Origin of the sequence: Blautia sp. Marseille-P2398, from assembly GCF_964240315.1 — a bacterium.
GTDB lineage: Bacteria > Bacillota > Clostridia > Lachnospirales > Lachnospiraceae > Blautia_A > Blautia_A wexlerae.
On sequence record NZ_CAXSTD010000003.1, the window covers coordinates 156,370 to 173,310 of the forward strand.

General features: G+C 41.2%; 20 protein-coding genes. 19 read left to right on the plus strand and 1 reads right to left on the minus strand.

Going from position 1 to position 16,941, the window contains the following annotated elements:
* Positions 1 to 14: 14 nt before the first annotated feature.
* The 11 genes from ACESZG_RS05080 to rsfS all read left to right on the plus strand — a co-directional run bounded on the left by ACESZG_RS05080 (position 15) and on the right by rsfS (position 8,671).
* A complete protein-coding gene (locus ACESZG_RS05080; protein WP_347456967.1) occupies positions 15 to 1,886 on the plus strand; it encodes a TIGR03960 family B12-binding radical SAM protein in 1,872 nt (623 codons plus the stop codon).
* On the plus strand, positions 1,870 to 2,577 hold the full coding sequence (locus ACESZG_RS05085) for a TIGR03936 family radical SAM-associated protein (protein ID WP_055151199.1): 708 nt from the start codon (positions 1,870 to 1,872) through the stop codon (positions 2,575 to 2,577). The genes ACESZG_RS05080 and ACESZG_RS05085 overlap by 17 nt, the downstream gene beginning before the upstream one ends.
* Complete coding sequence (locus tag ACESZG_RS05090; RefSeq protein WP_373217684.1) at positions 2,561 to 3,775, plus strand: ribonuclease E/G; 1,215 nt, start codon at positions 2,561 to 2,563, stop codon at positions 3,773 to 3,775. The genes ACESZG_RS05085 and ACESZG_RS05090 overlap by 17 nt, the downstream gene beginning before the upstream one ends.
* Positions 3,776 to 4,060: 285 nt before the next feature.
* Positions 4,061 to 4,366 carry a 50S ribosomal protein L21 gene (gene rplU / locus ACESZG_RS05095; RefSeq protein WP_020993901.1) on the plus strand — a complete coding sequence of 102 codons (306 nt, stop codon included), beginning with the start codon at positions 4,061 to 4,063 and terminating at the stop codon, positions 4,364 to 4,366.
* Between the two features lie 12 nt (positions 4,367 to 4,378).
* Complete coding sequence (locus ACESZG_RS05100; protein WP_008703122.1) at positions 4,379 to 4,699, plus strand: ribosomal-processing cysteine protease Prp; 321 nt, start codon at positions 4,379 to 4,381, stop codon at positions 4,697 to 4,699.
* Positions 4,700 to 4,703: 4 nt separating this feature from the next.
* A complete protein-coding gene (gene rpmA, locus ACESZG_RS05105) occupies positions 4,704 to 4,991 on the plus strand; it encodes a 50S ribosomal protein L27 (RefSeq protein WP_008703124.1) in 288 nt (95 codons plus the stop codon).
* A 235-nt stretch (positions 4,992 to 5,226) separates the two neighbouring features.
* The gene (gene obgE, locus ACESZG_RS05110; protein ID WP_173701678.1) at positions 5,227 to 6,522 is read left to right on the plus strand and encodes a GTPase ObgE; all 1,296 of its coding nucleotides are present in this window, start codon (positions 5,227 to 5,229) and stop codon (positions 6,520 to 6,522) included.
* A gap of 73 nt (positions 6,523 to 6,595) precedes the next feature.
* On the plus strand, positions 6,596 to 6,892 hold the full coding sequence (yhbY, locus tag ACESZG_RS05115; RefSeq protein WP_008703127.1) for a ribosome assembly RNA-binding protein YhbY: 297 nt from the start codon (positions 6,596 to 6,598) through the stop codon (positions 6,890 to 6,892).
* Positions 6,893 to 6,905: 13 nt separating this feature from the next.
* On the plus strand, positions 6,906 to 7,541 hold the full coding sequence (gene nadD, locus ACESZG_RS05120; protein ID WP_025578441.1) for a nicotinate-nucleotide adenylyltransferase: 636 nt from the start codon (positions 6,906 to 6,908) through the stop codon (positions 7,539 to 7,541).
* A gap of 7 nt (positions 7,542 to 7,548) precedes the next feature.
* Complete coding sequence (gene yqeK, locus ACESZG_RS05125; RefSeq protein WP_020993903.1) at positions 7,549 to 8,139, plus strand: bis(5'-nucleosyl)-tetraphosphatase (symmetrical) YqeK; 591 nt, start codon at positions 7,549 to 7,551, stop codon at positions 8,137 to 8,139.
* Between the two features lie 172 nt (positions 8,140 to 8,311).
* Positions 8,312 to 8,671, plus strand: a complete 360-nt coding sequence (gene rsfS, locus ACESZG_RS05130; protein WP_008703130.1) for a ribosome silencing factor — start codon at positions 8,312 to 8,314, stop codon at positions 8,669 to 8,671.
* Between the two features lie 360 nt (positions 8,672 to 9,031).
* Here the strand turns inward: rsfS and lexA are convergent, their stop codons facing one another.
* Complete coding sequence (gene lexA / locus ACESZG_RS05135) at positions 9,032 to 9,652, minus strand: transcriptional repressor LexA (RefSeq protein ID WP_008703132.1); 621 nt, start codon at positions 9,650 to 9,652, stop codon at positions 9,032 to 9,034.
* A gap of 371 nt (positions 9,653 to 10,023) precedes the next feature.
* Between lexA and ACESZG_RS05140 the strand changes: the two genes are divergently transcribed.
* From ACESZG_RS05140 to ACESZG_RS05175, 8 genes are all read left to right on the plus strand, one after another.
* Entirely contained in the window at positions 10,024 to 11,475 is a 1,452-nt protein-coding gene (locus ACESZG_RS05140; RefSeq protein WP_243282958.1) for an HlyD family efflux transporter periplasmic adaptor subunit, read from the plus strand.
* A 15-nt stretch (positions 11,476 to 11,490) separates the two neighbouring features.
* Positions 11,491 to 12,192, plus strand: coding sequence for a YggS family pyridoxal phosphate-dependent enzyme (locus ACESZG_RS05145; RefSeq protein WP_026648676.1), 702 nt, complete (start codon positions 11,491 to 11,493; stop codon positions 12,190 to 12,192).
* 19 nt (positions 12,193 to 12,211) lie between these two features.
* Positions 12,212 to 12,871, plus strand: a complete 660-nt coding sequence (locus ACESZG_RS05150; RefSeq protein WP_008703136.1) for a cell division protein SepF — start codon at positions 12,212 to 12,214, stop codon at positions 12,869 to 12,871.
* A 6-nt stretch (positions 12,872 to 12,877) separates the two neighbouring features.
* Positions 12,878 to 13,630, plus strand: a complete 753-nt coding sequence (locus tag ACESZG_RS05155; RefSeq protein ID WP_196027394.1) for an RNA-binding protein — start codon at positions 12,878 to 12,880, stop codon at positions 13,628 to 13,630.
* Between the two features lie 27 nt (positions 13,631 to 13,657).
* On the plus strand, positions 13,658 to 14,749 hold the full coding sequence (aroB, locus tag ACESZG_RS05160) for a 3-dehydroquinate synthase (RefSeq protein WP_195658903.1): 1,092 nt from the start codon (positions 13,658 to 13,660) through the stop codon (positions 14,747 to 14,749).
* Positions 14,746 to 15,270: a signal peptidase II gene (gene lspA / locus ACESZG_RS05165; protein WP_025578432.1), complete on the plus strand. Its 525-nt coding sequence runs from the start codon at positions 14,746 to 14,748 to the stop codon at positions 15,268 to 15,270. Before aroB ends, lspA begins: the two co-directional genes overlap by 4 nt.
* Positions 15,271 to 15,274: 4 nt before the next feature.
* Positions 15,275 to 16,189, plus strand: a complete 915-nt coding sequence (locus ACESZG_RS05170; RefSeq protein ID WP_008703141.1) for an RluA family pseudouridine synthase — start codon at positions 15,275 to 15,277, stop codon at positions 16,187 to 16,189.
* A gap of 66 nt (positions 16,190 to 16,255) precedes the next feature.
* On the plus strand, positions 16,256 to 16,894 hold the full coding sequence (locus tag ACESZG_RS05175) for an AAA family ATPase (RefSeq protein ID WP_020993906.1): 639 nt from the start codon (positions 16,256 to 16,258) through the stop codon (positions 16,892 to 16,894).
* Positions 16,895 to 16,941 lie beyond the last annotated feature (47 nt).

Below are 16,941 nucleotides of genomic sequence, written 5' to 3' on the forward strand. Positions count from 1 at the left end.
CTGAAAGGAATACTATGAGAACTCTAGCTTTAAGCGATGAAATTTTAATGAAAGTTGACAAGGCTGCCCGTTACATCGGTGGTGAAGTCAACTCTGTAATGAAAGATAAGAATGACGTAGAGATCCGCTTTGCCATGTGCTTTCCGGATGTTTATGAAATCGGTATGTCCAATCTGGGCATGATGATCCTCTATAACATGTTCAATGAACGTGAGGACGTCTGGTGTGAGCGTGTCTTTTCTCCGTGGATGGATCTGGATAAAATTATGCGTGAGGAACATATTCCTCTCTTTGCCCTGGAATCCCAGGAGCCTGTAAAGGAGTTTGATTTCCTTGGTATTACCCTTGGATATGAGATGTGCTATACCAATGTGCTTCAGGTACTTGACCTGAGCCATGTTTCACTTCTGGCAAAGGATCGTAAGGAAGATGACCCTATCGTCATCGGCGGCGGTGCATGTGCATATAATCCGGAACCGATCGCAGAATTTTTTGATATGTTTTATATTGGCGAGGGTGAGACTGTCTATGATGCTTTGTTTGATGCATATAAGGCAAACAAGGCAGCAGGCGGCTCCAGAGCAGACTTCCTGTTTGCAGCTTCCCAGATTCCCGGAATTTATGTTCCCTCTTTATACAATGTAACCTACAAAGAAGACGGCACCATTGCTTCCTTTACACCTGCAAAAGAGGGCGTACCTGAGAAAGTCTGTAAACAGCTGATCACCGATGTCACTAAAGACTACCGCGCGATCAAAGCTCCTGTAGTTCCATTTATTAAAGCTACTCAGGATCGTGTTACCCTGGAAATCCAGCGTGGCTGTATTCGCGGATGCCGTTTCTGTCAGGCAGGTATGATCTACCGTCCTACCAGAGAGCGCAATGTGGAGGATTTAAAGGCAAGTGCCAGAGAAATGCTTCAGAATACAGGACATGAGGAGATTTCCTTAAGTTCTCTAAGCTCCAGTGATTATTCTGAGCTGAAGGAACTGGTAAACTTCCTGATCGAAGAATTTCATGGCAATGCTGTCAATATCTCTCTGCCATCCCTGCGTATCGATGCTTTTGCCCTGGATGTTATGAGCAAGGTACAGGATGTAAAGAAGAGCAGCCTTACTTTCGCACCGGAAGCAGGCTCCCAGCGTCTGCGTAATGTTATCAACAAAGGTCTGACTGAAGAGAATATTCTTCATGGTGCAGGTGAAGCATTCAAAGGTGGATGGAATCAGGTAAAGCTTTACTTCATGCTCGGACTTCCAACTGAAACAGAAGATGATATGAAAGGTATTGCTCATCTTGCTCAGAAAATTGCAGAAACTTATTATGAAGAAGTGCCGAAAGAAAAACGTAATGGCAAGGTTCAGGTCAATGTAAGTACCTCTTTCTTTGTACCGAAACCATTTACTCCATTCCAGTGGGCAGGCATGTACAGAGAGGAAGATTTCGTGGAGAAAGCAAAGGTCGTAAAAAGCGAGATCCGCGCACAGTTAAACCAGAGAAGTATCCGCTACAGCTGGCATGAGCCGGATGTAACGATTCTTGAAGGGTTCCTTGCAAGAGGTGACCGCCGTTGTTCAAAAGTTATCCTCAGAGCATATGAAAAAGGTGCGATCTACGATGCCTGGTCAGAGAGTTTTGACTATAATATATGGAAAGAATCTTTTGCGGAAACCAACACAGATATTGATTTCTATACTCTCAGAGAACGTTCCACAGATGAGATCCTTCCGTGGGATTTCATTGATGCAGGAGTGACCAAGAAGTTCCTGATCCACGAATGGGAACAGGCAAAGAAAGAAACTGTAACACCAAACTGCCGTCAGAAATGTTCCGGCTGTGGTGCTATGCGTTATGGCGGAGGTGTATGTTATGAAGGTAAGAATTAAATTCAGCAAAGAGGGTCCTGTGAAATTTGTGGGACATCTGGATACCATGCGTTATTTCCAGAAGGCTATCCGCAGAGCCAATCTTCCGGTTGCTTTTTCCGGTGGATACAGTCCGCATATGATCATGTCTTTTGCCGCACCATTAGGAGTTGGTACGGAAAGTCTGGGAGAGTACTTCGATCTGGAGCTGGCAGAGACAGTTCCTACTTCAGAGATCACAAGACGTCTGGATGCAGTGATGGTAGAAGGGGTACATGTACTCAGTACCCGTCAGGTTGAGGACGGAAAGGCGGGTAAGGCAATGTCACTGGTGGCAGCAGCCGATTATTATGTAGAATTTCGTCCGGGAAAAGAGCCTGAAATTTCCTGGAAAGATAAAATCAGTGATTTCCTGGCGCAGCCGGAGATCACAGTAATGAAAAAGACCAAACGAAGCGAAAAGGAAATTGATATTCGCCCGTTTATCTATAAGATGGAACTTCAGGGAGACAAGATCTTTATGATGCTTGCTTCCGCAAGTGCCAATTACACAAAACCGGAACTGGTAACAGATACATTCTTCTCATGGCTTGGCATAGAACTTCCGGAATTTGCTTATTCCATCAAACGTCTGGAAGTATACGCAGATAAAGGAACAGAGGAAGAACATAAATTTGTAACTCTGGAAGCACTGGGTGAAGAAGTTGAGTAAACTGATTATTACCCAAATGAATATCCGGCAGATTCCATGCTATGTATGTGCGTATGAAGAAGACGGTAAAGTAATGGAACTGCGCTTCGAACCTGTTGGGGAGAAATCTTCTCTTGGAAATATTTATGTTGGACAGATAGAGAATATAGCTGCCAATATCGGTGCTGCATTCGTACAGATTTCTGCCGGGGAAAAATGCTACCTGCAGCTTTCCGATGCTCCAAATGCGATTTATGCTTCTGTAAAAAAAGGTGACCGCCCATTAAAGGCAGGAGATGAAATCCTTGTGCAGATCAGCCGGGAAGCAATGAAGGGAAAACTACCGGCTGTAACCACGAATCTGAATTTTACAGGCAAATATCTGGTTCTTACAACCGGCGATAAGAAATTTGGTCTGTCTTCCAAACTTTCCAATGATGACAGAAGCCGTATCAGTAAGTGGATGGAAGCAGAAGTTAACCGTCCGGATAAAGAGTTTGGTATCATCGTTCGTACAAATGCAGCAGATGCATCAAAAGAAGAAATACTGAAAGAACTGGAATACCTGAAGGGCCTGTATCATAAAGCTGCTGTAGACGGAAGATCCCGTACCTGTTTCAGCTGCGTATATAGAACAGAGCCTTTTTATATCTCTGCAGTCCGTGACGCCAACAGCCGGAACCTGGAAGAGATCATAACAGATATCCCTGAGATATCCCGACAGATTTCTGACTATCTTAACAGTAACAGCCCGGAGGAAAAAGAGAAGCTGCGGTTTTATGATGATAAACTTCTCCCTCTTTACAAACTTTATCGCCTGGAAACTGTCTTAGAAGAAATCCAGCATGAGAAAGTCTGGCTGAACAGTGGTGGATTTCTGGTAATCCAGCAGACAGAAGCCTTTGTATCCATTGATGTAAACAGCGGAAAGTTTACAGGCAAAAAGAAAATGCAGGAAACTTACCGAAAAATCAATTTGGAGGCAGCAAAGGAAATTGCCAGACAGTTGCGTCTCAGAAACCTGTCCGGAATTATTCTGATTGATTTTATTAATATGGAAAATCAGGATCATCAGGATGAACTGTTCCATGTCCTGCAGAAATATCTGCGCAAAGATCCGGTAAAGGCAAAAGCAGTGGACGTCACTCCACTGCACATCCTGGAACTTACCAGAAAGAAAGTGCGAAAACCTGTGATTGAGGAAATCAGAGAATTATAGTTTGTCATAAAATAATTATGTAAACTAAATGAGCATCTGCAATTCTCATTGATATTTTTCCGTAACTGAATAACTGCTCTGCAGTTTGTATTTTATCACAGATCCTGACGGATACCGGATTGAAATTGTACCTGTAAAATAAAAGAAAAAAATTCAAAGAAATTGAAAAAAACTTATTGACAAATCGAATTTTGTCCGCTATTATAAATGAGATGCCGCACAGAGAGGTACAAGCACCGAAAGGTCACCATATCTGGCGAGTAAAGATTATAGGAGGTGCCACAGATGTACGCAATTATTGCAACAGGTGGTAAACAGTACAAAGTTGCTGAAGGCGACGTAATCAGAGTTGAGAAACTCGGTGTTGAAGCTGGTGAAACTGTTACTTTTGATAATGTTATTGCAGTAAGCAATGACGGATTAAAAGCTGGTGAAGATGTGAAAGATGCCAGTGTTACCGCTACTGTAGTTGAGAACGGTAAAGCAAAAAAAGTTATCGTTTACAAATACAAGAGAAAAACTGGATATCACAAGAAAAACGGTCACAGACAGCAGTACACTAAAGTAAAAATCGAAAAGATTAACGGTTAATCTGGTGTCATTATGATTACAATTACAGTTAAGAAGAGAAATGGAAATTATCTGGAATTTGTTTCGAAAGGTCACGCCGGATATGCAGAGGAAGGACAGGATATTGTCTGTGCTGCTGTTTCTGTACTGGTGATCAATACTGTAAATTCTCTTGAGACATTTACAGATGATCAGTTTGAAGTGCAGGAAGATGACGGCTATGTATCTTTTCATTTTACGGCTCCGGTTACTGAGAGGGGAACCCTTCTCATGGATTCGCTGATTCTCGGATTAACAGAAATTGAACATAGTTATAACAATCGATATTTGACAGTAAAAGTCAAGGAGGTGTAACAACATGATGAAAATGAACCTTCAGTTATTCGCACATAAAAAAGGAGTTGGTTCTACAAAGAACGGTCGTGATTCCGAATCCAAGAGATTAGGTGCGAAGAGAGCAGACGGACAGTTTGTTAAAGCTGGAAATATTCTTTACAGACAGCGCGGAACTAAGATCCATGCTGGTGAGAACGTAGGCTGCGGTAAAGATTATACTTTATTCGCACTTAAAGATGGTGTCGTAAGATTTACCAGAAAAGGACGCGATAAGAAACAGGTTTCTATCGTTCCAGTAGAAGCAGAATAATCTGGTTAAGCGAAGGCTTCAAATCTAATATGGGTTTGGAGCCTTTCTTTTATAGTAGAATTACTATAGATTAAAAGAGTTATATGATATAAAAGAAACCATAGCAATCCATGTAAATAATGCATATTGATTCGACTCATCAGAGCGCGAAATCCTGCTGAACGGTCTCAAATGCATTAATTTAAGAAGATTACTATTACGAAATGATCATTAGTAAAGGACAGAGGTGTGTCATATGTTTGCAGACAGAGCGAAAATCTATATCCGCTCCGGTAAAGGCGGCGACGGCCATGTAAGTTTCCGCAGAGAATTATATGTTCCGAATGGCGGTCCTGACGGCGGCGACGGCGGTCGTGGAGGAGACGTGATATTTGAGGTAGATGAAGGCCAGAACACCCTTGGCGACTACCGACACAGAAGAAAATATAAAGCAGAAGACGGACAGGAAGGCGGCAAAAAACGCTGCCATGGTGCCGATGGAAAAGATGTTGTATTAAAAGTTCCGGAAGGAACTGTTATCATGGATGCAGAATCCGGTAAAGTAATTGCTGATATGTCCGGTGAAAATAAACGCCAGATCGTATTAAGAGGCGGAAGAGGTGGCAAAGGAAACCAGCATTATGCGACTGCAACCATGCAGGTTCCGAAATATGCACAGCCAGGACAGCCTGCGCAGGAACTGGAAGTTCTTCTGGAGCTGAAAGTAATCGCAGACGTAGGTCTGGTTGGATTCCCGAATGTCGGAAAGTCCACATTCCTTTCCCGTGTTACCAACGCACAGCCGAAAATTGCCAACTATCACTTTACAACCCTGAGCCCAAATCTTGGTGTTGTAGATACTGAAAACGGTGGTTTTGTAATCGCTGATATTCCCGGTCTGATCGAAGGTGCTTCCGAAGGTGTGGGACTTGGACATGAGTTCCTCCGCCACATTGAACGTACCAGAGTCATTATCCACATTGTAGATGCAGCATCTACAGAGGGACGTGACCCAATCGATGATATTTACAAGATTAATAAAGAACTGGAAGCTTATAATCCGGAAATTGCTGCAAGACCACAGGTGATCGCAGCAAACAAAATCGACTGTATCTATACAGAAGACGGCGAAGAGAGCCCGGTTGACAAACTTAAGGCAGAATTTGAGCCAAAAGGAATCCAGGTATATCCGATTTCCGCTGTCAGCGGTCAGGGTGTGAGAGAACTTTTATTCCATGTGAAAGAACTTCTTGACAGCTGCTCACAGGAGCCTGTAGTATTTGAACAGGAATTCTTCCCTGAAGATATGCTGATCGGAGAAAATCTTCCATATACAGTAGAGCAGAGCCCTGAAGATCCGACAATTTTTGTTGTCGAGGGACCGAAGATTGAAAAGATGCTTGGCTACACAAATCTTGATTCCGAAAAAGGTTTCGCATTCTTCCAGAAATTCCTGAAAGAGGGAGGCATCCTGGAAGAACTTGAGAAGGCAGGCATTCAGGAAGGTGATACTGTGCGTATGTACGGATTTGATTTTGATTACTATAAATAGATTCAATAATGAAACAGATGTGGTAAGACGGATGACTTTGTCCGTTTGCAGAGAATAACAGAGGAAAATAAAAATGACAAGTAAACAGAGAGCTTATTTAAAAGGTCTTGCAATGACCATGGATCCAATCCTTCAGCTTGGAAAGGGTGGTCTTACTCCTGAGAACACAGCAGCAGTAGATGAGGCGCTTGCAGCCAGAGAACTGATCAAGATCAGTGTTCTTCAGAACTGCCTGGAGGATCCGCGCCAGATGGCTGAGGTTCTGGCAGAACGTACACGTTCCCAGATCGTACAGGTTATCGGCAAGAAAATTGTTTTATACCGTGAAGGCAAAAACGAAAAGAAAAAAATTGAATTACCCAGAAAATAATACGGAGTTTTTTATGGCTGACATCAAACACAGAATTGGTATTATGGGCGGTACTTTTGATCCCATCCACATGGGGCATCTGATTCTGGGAGAGAAAGCATACGAACAGTTCCGACTGGAAAAGGTACTGTTCATGCCTTCCGGAAATCCGCCTCACAAGAGAAACCGTCAGGGACGTGCCACAGATGAAGAAAGAGTTGAAATGGTCCGCAGGGCGATTACCGGAAATCCTCACTTTGAACTGTCGCTGACTGAAATGCATGAAAATGGTTATACTTACACTTATCATACACTGGAAATGCTAAAAGAGAAGAATCCGGATACTGATTATTATTTTATAATCGGCGCAGACTCCCTGTATGACTTTGATACATGGCGTGAACCGGAAAGAATCTGCAGAAACTGCATTCTGGTAACTGCTGTAAGAAATCATTCCACAATCGCAGAGCTCGAAGCAGAAATGAACCGTCTTTCACTTAAATATAATGGCACATTTCTGACACTGAATACCACAAACCTTGATGTATCCAGCGAAATGCTCAGAAACTGGATCAGCGAAGATAAAAGTGTGCGTTACTATATTCCTGATCCGGTGATTGAGTATATCAGAGAAAACCAGATTTACAGTCTGGCCGAAAAGAAAGGATGATCTTCCGATGGCAGAGTATGATTTTATAAAAATGCAGAAAAAATTAGCAAAATATCTGGATGAGGATCGTTATGAACATACGTTGGGAGTTATGTTTACATGTGCAGCACTTGCCATGGTTCATGACTGTGATCTGATCACAGCCCAGACTGCCGGACTGCTCCATGACTGTGCAAAATGTATTCCTAACAAAAAGAAGCTGAAAATGTGCAGCCAGCATCATATTTCGGTATCTGAATTCGAACAGGAGCATCCTTTTTTACTTCATGCCAAGCTTGGAGCTTACGTAGCTAAGGCTAAGTATGATGTTACAGATGAAAATATTCTTTCTGCCATCACCTGGCATACTACCGGAAAGCCGGAGATGACACTGTTGGAAAAAATCGTCTATATTGCCGATTATATTGAACCAAAACGTGATAAAGCTCCTAATCTTGCAATTGTACGTAAACTGGCTTTTCAGGATCTTGACGAATGTATGTATAAGATTTTGGGTGATACACTGGCTTATCTGGAGGAAAATCCGAAAGATATTGATAATGCTACGAAAGATGCTTTCTTGTATTACAGGGATTTACACATGAAAAGACAGTCCTGAGTATAAATTGTCTCGACTGGCAGAGTTTTACATATAGGGGACAGCACAACAGGGAGAACAGATTACGGATATAAATATTTATTTAGAGAAGATATATGTAGCTATTCAATAGCCTGTTAATCATGAAGATATTGAACAGTTACAAAAGCAGATAGAAAGAGAGGTTGTTTCCATGAACAGAGAACTTGAAATGGCAAAACTTGCCTGCCGCGCACTTGATGAGAAAAAAGGAAAAGATATTAAAGTAATAGATATCCATGAAGTATCTGTAATTGCCGATTATTTTGTAATTGCAAGTGCTTCCAACCAGAATCAGGTTCAGGCTATGGTTGACAATGTAGATGAAACACTTGGCAGAGCCGGATTTGAAGCAAAACAGATTGAGGGAACCAGAAACTCCAGCTGGGTTCTTATGGATTACGGCGATATGATCGTCCACGTATTTGACGAAGAGAATCGTCTTTTCTATGACCTCGAAAGAATCTGGAGAGATGGTAAGGTTCTTGACGTTAATGAATTTCTTGAGAAATAAGTAGAAAAAATTGTTACTGTTCACTCTGTTCACAGCAACATGCTTGCGATGCACAGACTTTATGCTAATCGCATAAATTCGCGCGGTATGTCTCGGGTTTTCTGTGACCTTCGTTCACAAAAAACACCTCGCGGGATATTACCAGTGAACAGTAACGAAAAATTTACAGTTATTCGGTGTAGAACTGCGTAGCGAGGCGGATGATTTTATCCGCCTGACTTTGTGAAATTTGCAAAATAAAATACAGAGGAAATCAGATATCATCATCAAGAGATACCTGATTTCCTCTGTTGTTTTTTTGAATTGATATACCATACACTGATAAATGCCGCAAAATTTAATATTCACGTATCAGTTATATTACTCATACAAACGGAACACACCAAATACTTTGCCAAGAATCTGAAGACCTTCATGTACAAGGATTGGCTCCATTGTATCATTTTCCGGCTGGAGACGATAGTATCCTTTTTCTTTATGGAAAGTCTTAACTGTAGCACCGTCATCGATCAGCGCAACAACAATATCTCCATCCTCTGCTGTGGACTGCTGTTTTACCAGAACCTGATCTCCGTCAAAAATTCCGGCGTTTATCATACTTTCCCCTTTTACTTTCAACAGAAAGCTCTGTGAATTAGGCATAAACTCTGCAGGGATAGGGAAATAGCCTTCAATATTCTCAACTGCCAGAAGTGGCTGTCCGGCTGCCACAGTTCCTATGATGGGAACATTCACAACCTCTCTGCGGACCAGATTAAAATTGTCATCAATGATCTCAATCGCACGTGGTTTCGTTGCATCTCTGCGGATATATCCATTTTTCTCCAGTGCTTCCAGATGTGAATGAACGGAAGAAGTAGATTTCAGGTTGACTGCCTCGCAGATTTCACGAACTGCCGGCGGAAATCCCCGGTTCAAAATCTCATTCTTTATGTAATCAAGAATCTCCTGCTGCTTTGGCGTGATTCTTCCATATGGCATAATTATACCCTCCTTTTTAAGTTATTTTTTGTTCGTACACTCTTCATAACCATTCAGCAGTCTGCTATTCTATGAGATACTGAACAGTTTCTGATTTTTTTATCATATCATAATTCCTGACAAAAAGCAAACTTATATTCTGAAAATGTGTTCTTACTTATGTGCTCCCGTTACTGTTTACTCCATTCTCAGTAACGGGATAGTGGTGTGTGAACAGTAACGATTATTGTGAATTCTTTATGAATAAACTTGTTTTTAAATGTGCAAAGTGTTACAATATTTTGGAAAATGGTGTAACTATTCAGCAGTCACTGTGAAATCGCTGAACAGTTATAGAATGATTATGAACTGCACAAAAAGGAGACATCCCATTGTCTGATAATAAATCAAAAAAAATGCCGGGAATCCTGGCAAGGCTTCGCATGGTCGTGGGGCTGAATATCGGAACGATCATGTTTGGCATCTTATTCATATATATGGCATTCAGTGCCATATTATATTTTACAACTAGTCATATTGAGTCCTATCAGGTTACATCAGGACCTTTATCCCGCAACGAAACATATACCGGTCTTGCCATACGTGAAGAAAGTTTATGCAAGGCAGATTCATCAGGCTATATTACTTATTATGCAAGGGAGGGCAGTAAGATCAATGCTTCCGGAGCGGTGTACGGACTTAGTGATACAAAAACAGCTTCTGCTCCGGCATCTCTTGCCCCGGAAGAACTTTCAAAGGTACGGACTGATATGATGAGTTTTTCCAAAGGATTCAGTTCAAGTAAATTTAACAGCACCTACAGCTTTAAATATGAACTGAAGGGAAATATCCTTCAATATGCAGAGTCTGGCAATACCTCATCTGCTCCTCTTACTTCAGATGAGGACGGTGAAGAAAATGACAGTGGTGACAATGACAAAACAGCAGATATTTATCCCGGAAATCAAACTATCTGCCAGTCCCAATCTGATGGTATCGTTTTATATTCCATGGATAATTATGAAGGAAAAACAGTAGATGCTGTAAAGGCAGAAGATTTCGATCAGAATTCTTACCATGAAACAGATTTGAAAACTTCCGACAAGGTAAAAGCAGGAGATGATATTTATACCATTATCACAGATGAACGCTGGAGCCTTCTGATTCCTTTGAGCGATAGACAGGTTGAAAAACTGAAAGACCGTTCTACAATACGTGTCAAATTTTTAAAAGACGATATGACACAAAACGGAGATTTTTCCATTATTACCATAGACGGTGACAAATATGGACAGATTGATTTCAATAAAGGTCTGATTCGTTATGCATCTGACCGTTTTTTGGACATTGAACTTGTAACCAACACAGTTGTAGGTCTGAAAATCCCTCTTACCTCTATTGTAACCAAGGATTTTTATGTGATTCCATCCAGAATGGCCACTACACAGGATAATCAGACAGGTTTTACCCTTTATGAGGGGAAAAATAAAACAACATTTAAAAATGTGAGCATTTACGCAAGCATTGATGATTCATCTGTCTCCAAACTGGCAGTGGACGAAGCAGAACAACCTCAGATTTATTATGTTGACAAGAGTTCATTTAAGGAAGGGGATGCCCTGATCAATACGGATACCGGTGAAAAATATGTGATCGGAGAGACAGATACCCTGGAGGGAGTATACTGTATTAATAAAGGCTATGCGGTTTTTCGCCGTATTGAAATACTTGATGAGAACGAAGAATATGCTATTGTATCTAAAAACACCACCTACGGTCTTTCCAGATATGATCACATTGTTCGAAACGCTGATAAAGTAAAGGAAGAAGACATTTTATACTAATTAAGGAGGCTTAATATGTTAGCTGATAAACTAAACCTTGTAAAAAAGAATATTGAAGAGGCCTGCGATACTGCAGGGCGTTCTCCCCAAGAGGTAACTCTTATTGCGGTCAGTAAGACCAAACCGGTGGAAATGCTGAAAGAAGCATATGATGCGGGTGCAAGAGTGTTTGGGGAGAATAAGGTTCAGGAGATCGTAGATAAATACGATCAGATGCCATCAGATGTACAGTGGCACATGATCGGACATTTACAGAGAAATAAAGTGAAATATATTATTGATAAAGTATCTATGGTACACTCTGTAGATTCTGTCCGCCTGGCAGAGGCCATCGAAAAAGAGGCAGCAAAAAAAGATATCTGCATGCCGGTTCTGATCGAAGTAAATGTAGCAGGAGAGGAAAGTAAGTTTGGCCTTTCAGTCGAAGAGGTATTACCATTTCTGGAAGAAATTTCTTCTTATGAGCATCTTCAGGTAAAAGGACTTATGACAATTGCACCATTTGTAGCAAATCCTGAAGAAAACAGAGAAGTTTTTCAAAAATTAAAGAAATTAAGTGTTGACATTGCGGCCAAAAACATTAATAATGTTAATATGAGCGTCCTGAGTATGGGAATGACAAATGATTATCAGGTCGCAGTTGAGGAAGGGGCCACTATGGTGCGCGTGGGAACGGGTATCTTTGGCGAAAGAGATTACTCAATAAAAGAAGATTAAAATAAGATTGGAGATTAAAATGGGCGTTTTAGATAAATTTTTAGATGCCATCAAATTAAACGATGATTACGATGATGATGGATTCTTAGATGATGATCTGTTAGATGAGGAAGAAGATGATGACTTTCTCGATGACGATTTCGATGAGAAACCAAAGAAGAAATTTTTTGATAAATTCTCTAAGAAAAAAGAATCCGACGATAATGATGACTTCGATGATGTAGAAGAGAAAGCAGTAAAGACAGCTCCTAAACAGGCATCTGCTCCAAAACAGACCGCTTCGGCTCCGTCTAAGGTTACGGTCAAACAGGAACGCGCCGAACGCCAGACACGTCCTGCAGCATCTTCCAAGATTACTCCAATGAGAAGCAGCCGCAAATCAAATCAGGGCCCAAATATGGAAGTCTGTGTGATCAAACCTTCTTCTATGGAAGATACGCGTGAGATTGCTGACACTTTAGTAGATAATTCTACTGTTATTTTGAATCTGGAGGGAATTGATGTGGAACTGGCACAGAGGATCATCGATTTCACGTCCGGTGCATGCTATTCTTTAGGCGGCAGCCTTCAGAAAGTATCTAGCTATATCTTTGTACTTGGACCGTACAATGTAGATATTACCGGTGACCTTCAGAATATTCTGGGAGGCTCTGCTCCGTCTGTAAGAGCAGGATATTGATCCAGGATGAAAAAAGACGAATTTTTTCTTAAGAGAATCCGGGAATTGGCAAATCTCTCCTGGCAGAGAGATATCGTTACATTTTCGGATTTTCTTAATTTAAATGAACAGAATATAGTCAGTAGCCTGAAACATCAGTTTCCCCAGATTGTTATGGAGACGTCCGGAGGCTATGAGAATGCGGAGCGTCAGATGGTTGCATTTCATCCTGATGCTCTTGCTTTTACATGGGAATATCCCATCGACTGTCTGAGGATTGAACCAAAGGCTCTTAAATTCTCTGAAGAGCTTTCTCATCGTGATTATCTCGGTGCACTTCTCAATCTTGGAGTAGACAGAAGTGTGATCGGTGATATTGTTGTTCAGAAAAAAGCTGCCTGGTTTTTCTGCCAGAACAAAATGACGGAATTCTTTCTTGAAAATCTGTGCCGGGTCCGTCATACCAATATTCTGATCACAAAAGTGGAGGATTCTGATGAATTTCCACGCCCTGTCCTTGAATCTGTCAGCGGTACCTGCGCTTCGGTACGTCTGGATTCATTGATCTCGCTTGCTTTTAAGACATCCAGAAGCAGTATGGTATCTTATATTGAAGGCGGGCAGGTTTTTGTCAACGGAAAACTGATCACCAGCAACGGATATGAGCCGAAAGATGGTGACATTATATCTGTACGTGGGAAAGGACGGTTCATTTTTGACGGTGTTTCTCACCAGACAAAAAAAGGACGCTGCAGTGTGCGTATTATGCGCTATGTATAAATTTTGTAATAAAAGGAGAACAGGAAAATGGCAGAACAGAAATTACTTGTAAAACGGGAAGGAGATTTCCATTATCCTATTTATTTTAAAAATGACTTTCAGGATCTTGCCGGTGCGATCAGAGAAGAAGGACTTGAAAACCGGAAAATCTGTATTGTGACAGACAGTCATGTTGCACCTCTTTATCATGAAGCAGTTAAATTAGCTCTTCAGGAAATTTCCTCTGAAATATTCTCTTTTGTATTTGAAGCTGGTGAAAAGAACAAAAACCTGAATACAGTACAGGAATTATATAAAACTTTGATTGAGAATGAAATGGACAGAAAAGGTCTGCTGGTTGCGCTGGGCGGCGGTGTTGTAGGTGATCTGACAGGTTTCGGAGCTTCCACTTACCTGAGAGGGATTGATTTTATCCAGGTTCCTACTACGCTTCTGGCACAGGTTGACAGCAGCGTAGGAGGTAAAACAGGTGTTGACTTCCTTCAGTACAAAAACATGGTAGGAGCTTTCCATCAGCCCCGACTTGTATATATGAATATGAGTACCCTGCAGTCTCTTCCGAATCGGGAATTCACCTGTGGAATGGGTGAAATTCTTAAGACAGGACTGATCTGCGATGAAGAGTTCTTCCGTTTTGTATGTAAGAATCAGCCTGAGATCAGTAAATTGGATCTGAGTATGCTTTCCAGAATGATCCGCAGATGCTGCGAGATCAAGGCAGGTGTGGTAGAGCGTGATCCGAAGGAGCAGGGAGAACGTGCACTTTTAAATCTTGGTCATACAGTCGGACATGCAGTCGAAAAAATGAAAAACTTTCAGCTGCTTCATGGACAGTGTGTTGGAGTCGGTCTGATCGCTGCCGCTTATCTTTCCATGCAGAGAGGATTATTAACAGAAGAAGAATACGAAGAGATCAGAAAAGGGTGCCATTCTTATAATCTTCCTCTTTCTGTTGATTCACTGAATGCCGGGGATGTCTTGGCAGCAACCAAAAAAGACAAAAAAATGGAAGCCGGTCATATTAAATTTATCCTTATGGACGGGATCGGTAAAAGTTTTATAGACAAAACTGTCACAGATGAGGAACTGCTCCAGGCAATCCGGGAGATTCTGATATGACAGCTGTTTCCTCCGTATCTTCATGTATGCACTGGATTAGAGGCTGTATTATTATCCTTTTGCTGACAATCCTGGATCAGGGAAGTAAATCTCTTGTTCTGGCACAGCTGAAAGATCAGCCTGATATCTCTCTCATTCCGGGAGTTCTTCAATTACGGTATCTCGAAAATCGTGGAATGGCCTTTGGATTGTTTGAAGGTAAAATTCCGGTGTTTGTGATTTTGTGCCTTTTGTTTTTTGGTGTATTTATCTATGTATATGCCAGAATCCCGAAAAACAGATATTATCTGCCACTGTCAGTAACTGCACTGGTAATGGTTTCCGGTGCTCTTGGAAATTTTATTGACAGAGTATGCAGAGGCTATGTTGTGGATTTTATCTATTTTTCACTGATTGATTTTCCGGTATTTAATATAGCTGATATGTATGTGGTATGCAGTGGCATATTACTTGTTATGCTGGTGTGTTTCAGATACAAAAATGATGAAGATTATGACTTCTTAAGAATAAAAAAGGATTAGTATTATGGAAATTCTTAATTATCAGGTTTCTGACGGTCAGTCAGGTATCCGGATTGACCGCTATCTTTCTGAAATGAACGAAGAACTGTCACGTTCTTATATTCAAAAGCTGCTTAAAGAGCAGAAAATAACCGTCAATGGTTCTGCTGTAAAAGCCAACTACAAAGTTCAGGAAGGAGATGAAATCTCCGTAGCAGTTCCTGACATAAAAGAGCCGGATATACTTCCGGAAGATATCCCTCTGGATATTCTTTATGAAGATGATGATGTACTTATTGTAAATAAACCAAAGGGGATGGTGGTTCATCCCAGTGCCGGACATACTTCCGGAACATTGGTAAATGCTATTATGTTTCACTGTAAGGACAATCTGTCGGGGATCAATGGTGTTCTGCGTCCTGGTATTGTCCACAGAATCGATAAAGATACCACAGGTGCACTTCTTGTATGCAAGAATGATAATGCACACCGCAACCTGGCAGAACAGTTAAAAGAGCATTCTATCAGGCGTAGATACCGGGCAATCGTAGCAGGAGTACTGAAAGAAGACGAAGGGACGATCGAAGGTCCCATCGGGCGCCATCCGATTGACCGCAAAAAGATGGCTGTCAACTATAAAAACGGCAAGGATGCTGTCACACATTATAAAGTTCTGGAACGTTTCAAAAATGCCACTTATGTGGAATGCCGTCTGGAAACAGGCAGAACGCATCAGATTCGTGTGCATATGACAAGTATCGGTCATCCACTTCTGGGTGATGAAGTGTACGGTTCCGGTAAGAATCCTTATCATCTGCAGGGACAGACGCTTCATGCAATGATTCTTGGCTTTGTTCATCCATCAACGGGCGAATATATGGAGTTTACAGCTCCTTTACCTGAATATTTCGTTAAATTATTAGAAAAATTACGAAAGTAGTTTGCATTTTTTTGGAAATATTGTATAATATGTCTATCGAATATGTAACAGAAGGGAGTGCAGACTATGAATAGTACGAGTTCAATTATTACAATTGGTCGTGAGTACGGCAGTGGAGGAAGACAGATAGGTCAGGAAGTTGCCAAATATTTTGGTATTAAATGTTATGATAAAGAACTTCTCGAACACGCAGCAAATGAAAGCGGTATCTGCAAAGAACTTTTTGAGAATCATGATGAAAGACCAACTAACAGCTTTTTATATTCTCTGGTTATGGATACCTACTCATTTGGTTATTCTTCTTCAGGATTTACAGATATGCCTATGAACCACAAAGTATTTCTTGCACAGTTTGACGCAATCAAGAAACTGGCCTCCGAAGGTCCATGCGTTATGGTCGGAAGATGTGCAGATTATGCGTTGTCAGAGTATAAAGACTGTTTCAGTGTATTTGTACATGCAGATACAGACTGGAGGATTAACCGTCTTTCACAGAAACATAATAAAACTGCAAAAGAAGCAAAAGACATGATCAATAAGACAGACAAGAGCCGTTCCAGTTACTATAATTACTACACCAATAAGAAATGGGGTGCTGCTTCAAGCTACAATCTCTGCGTAGACAGCAGCAAACTTGGAATTGATGGTGCAGCAAAAGCAATCATTCAGGCAATTGAGATTTTTGATTCCATAAAAAATAAATAGGATTATATTTTTACAGATACTTTACCACATCCTTGGTAAAGTATCTG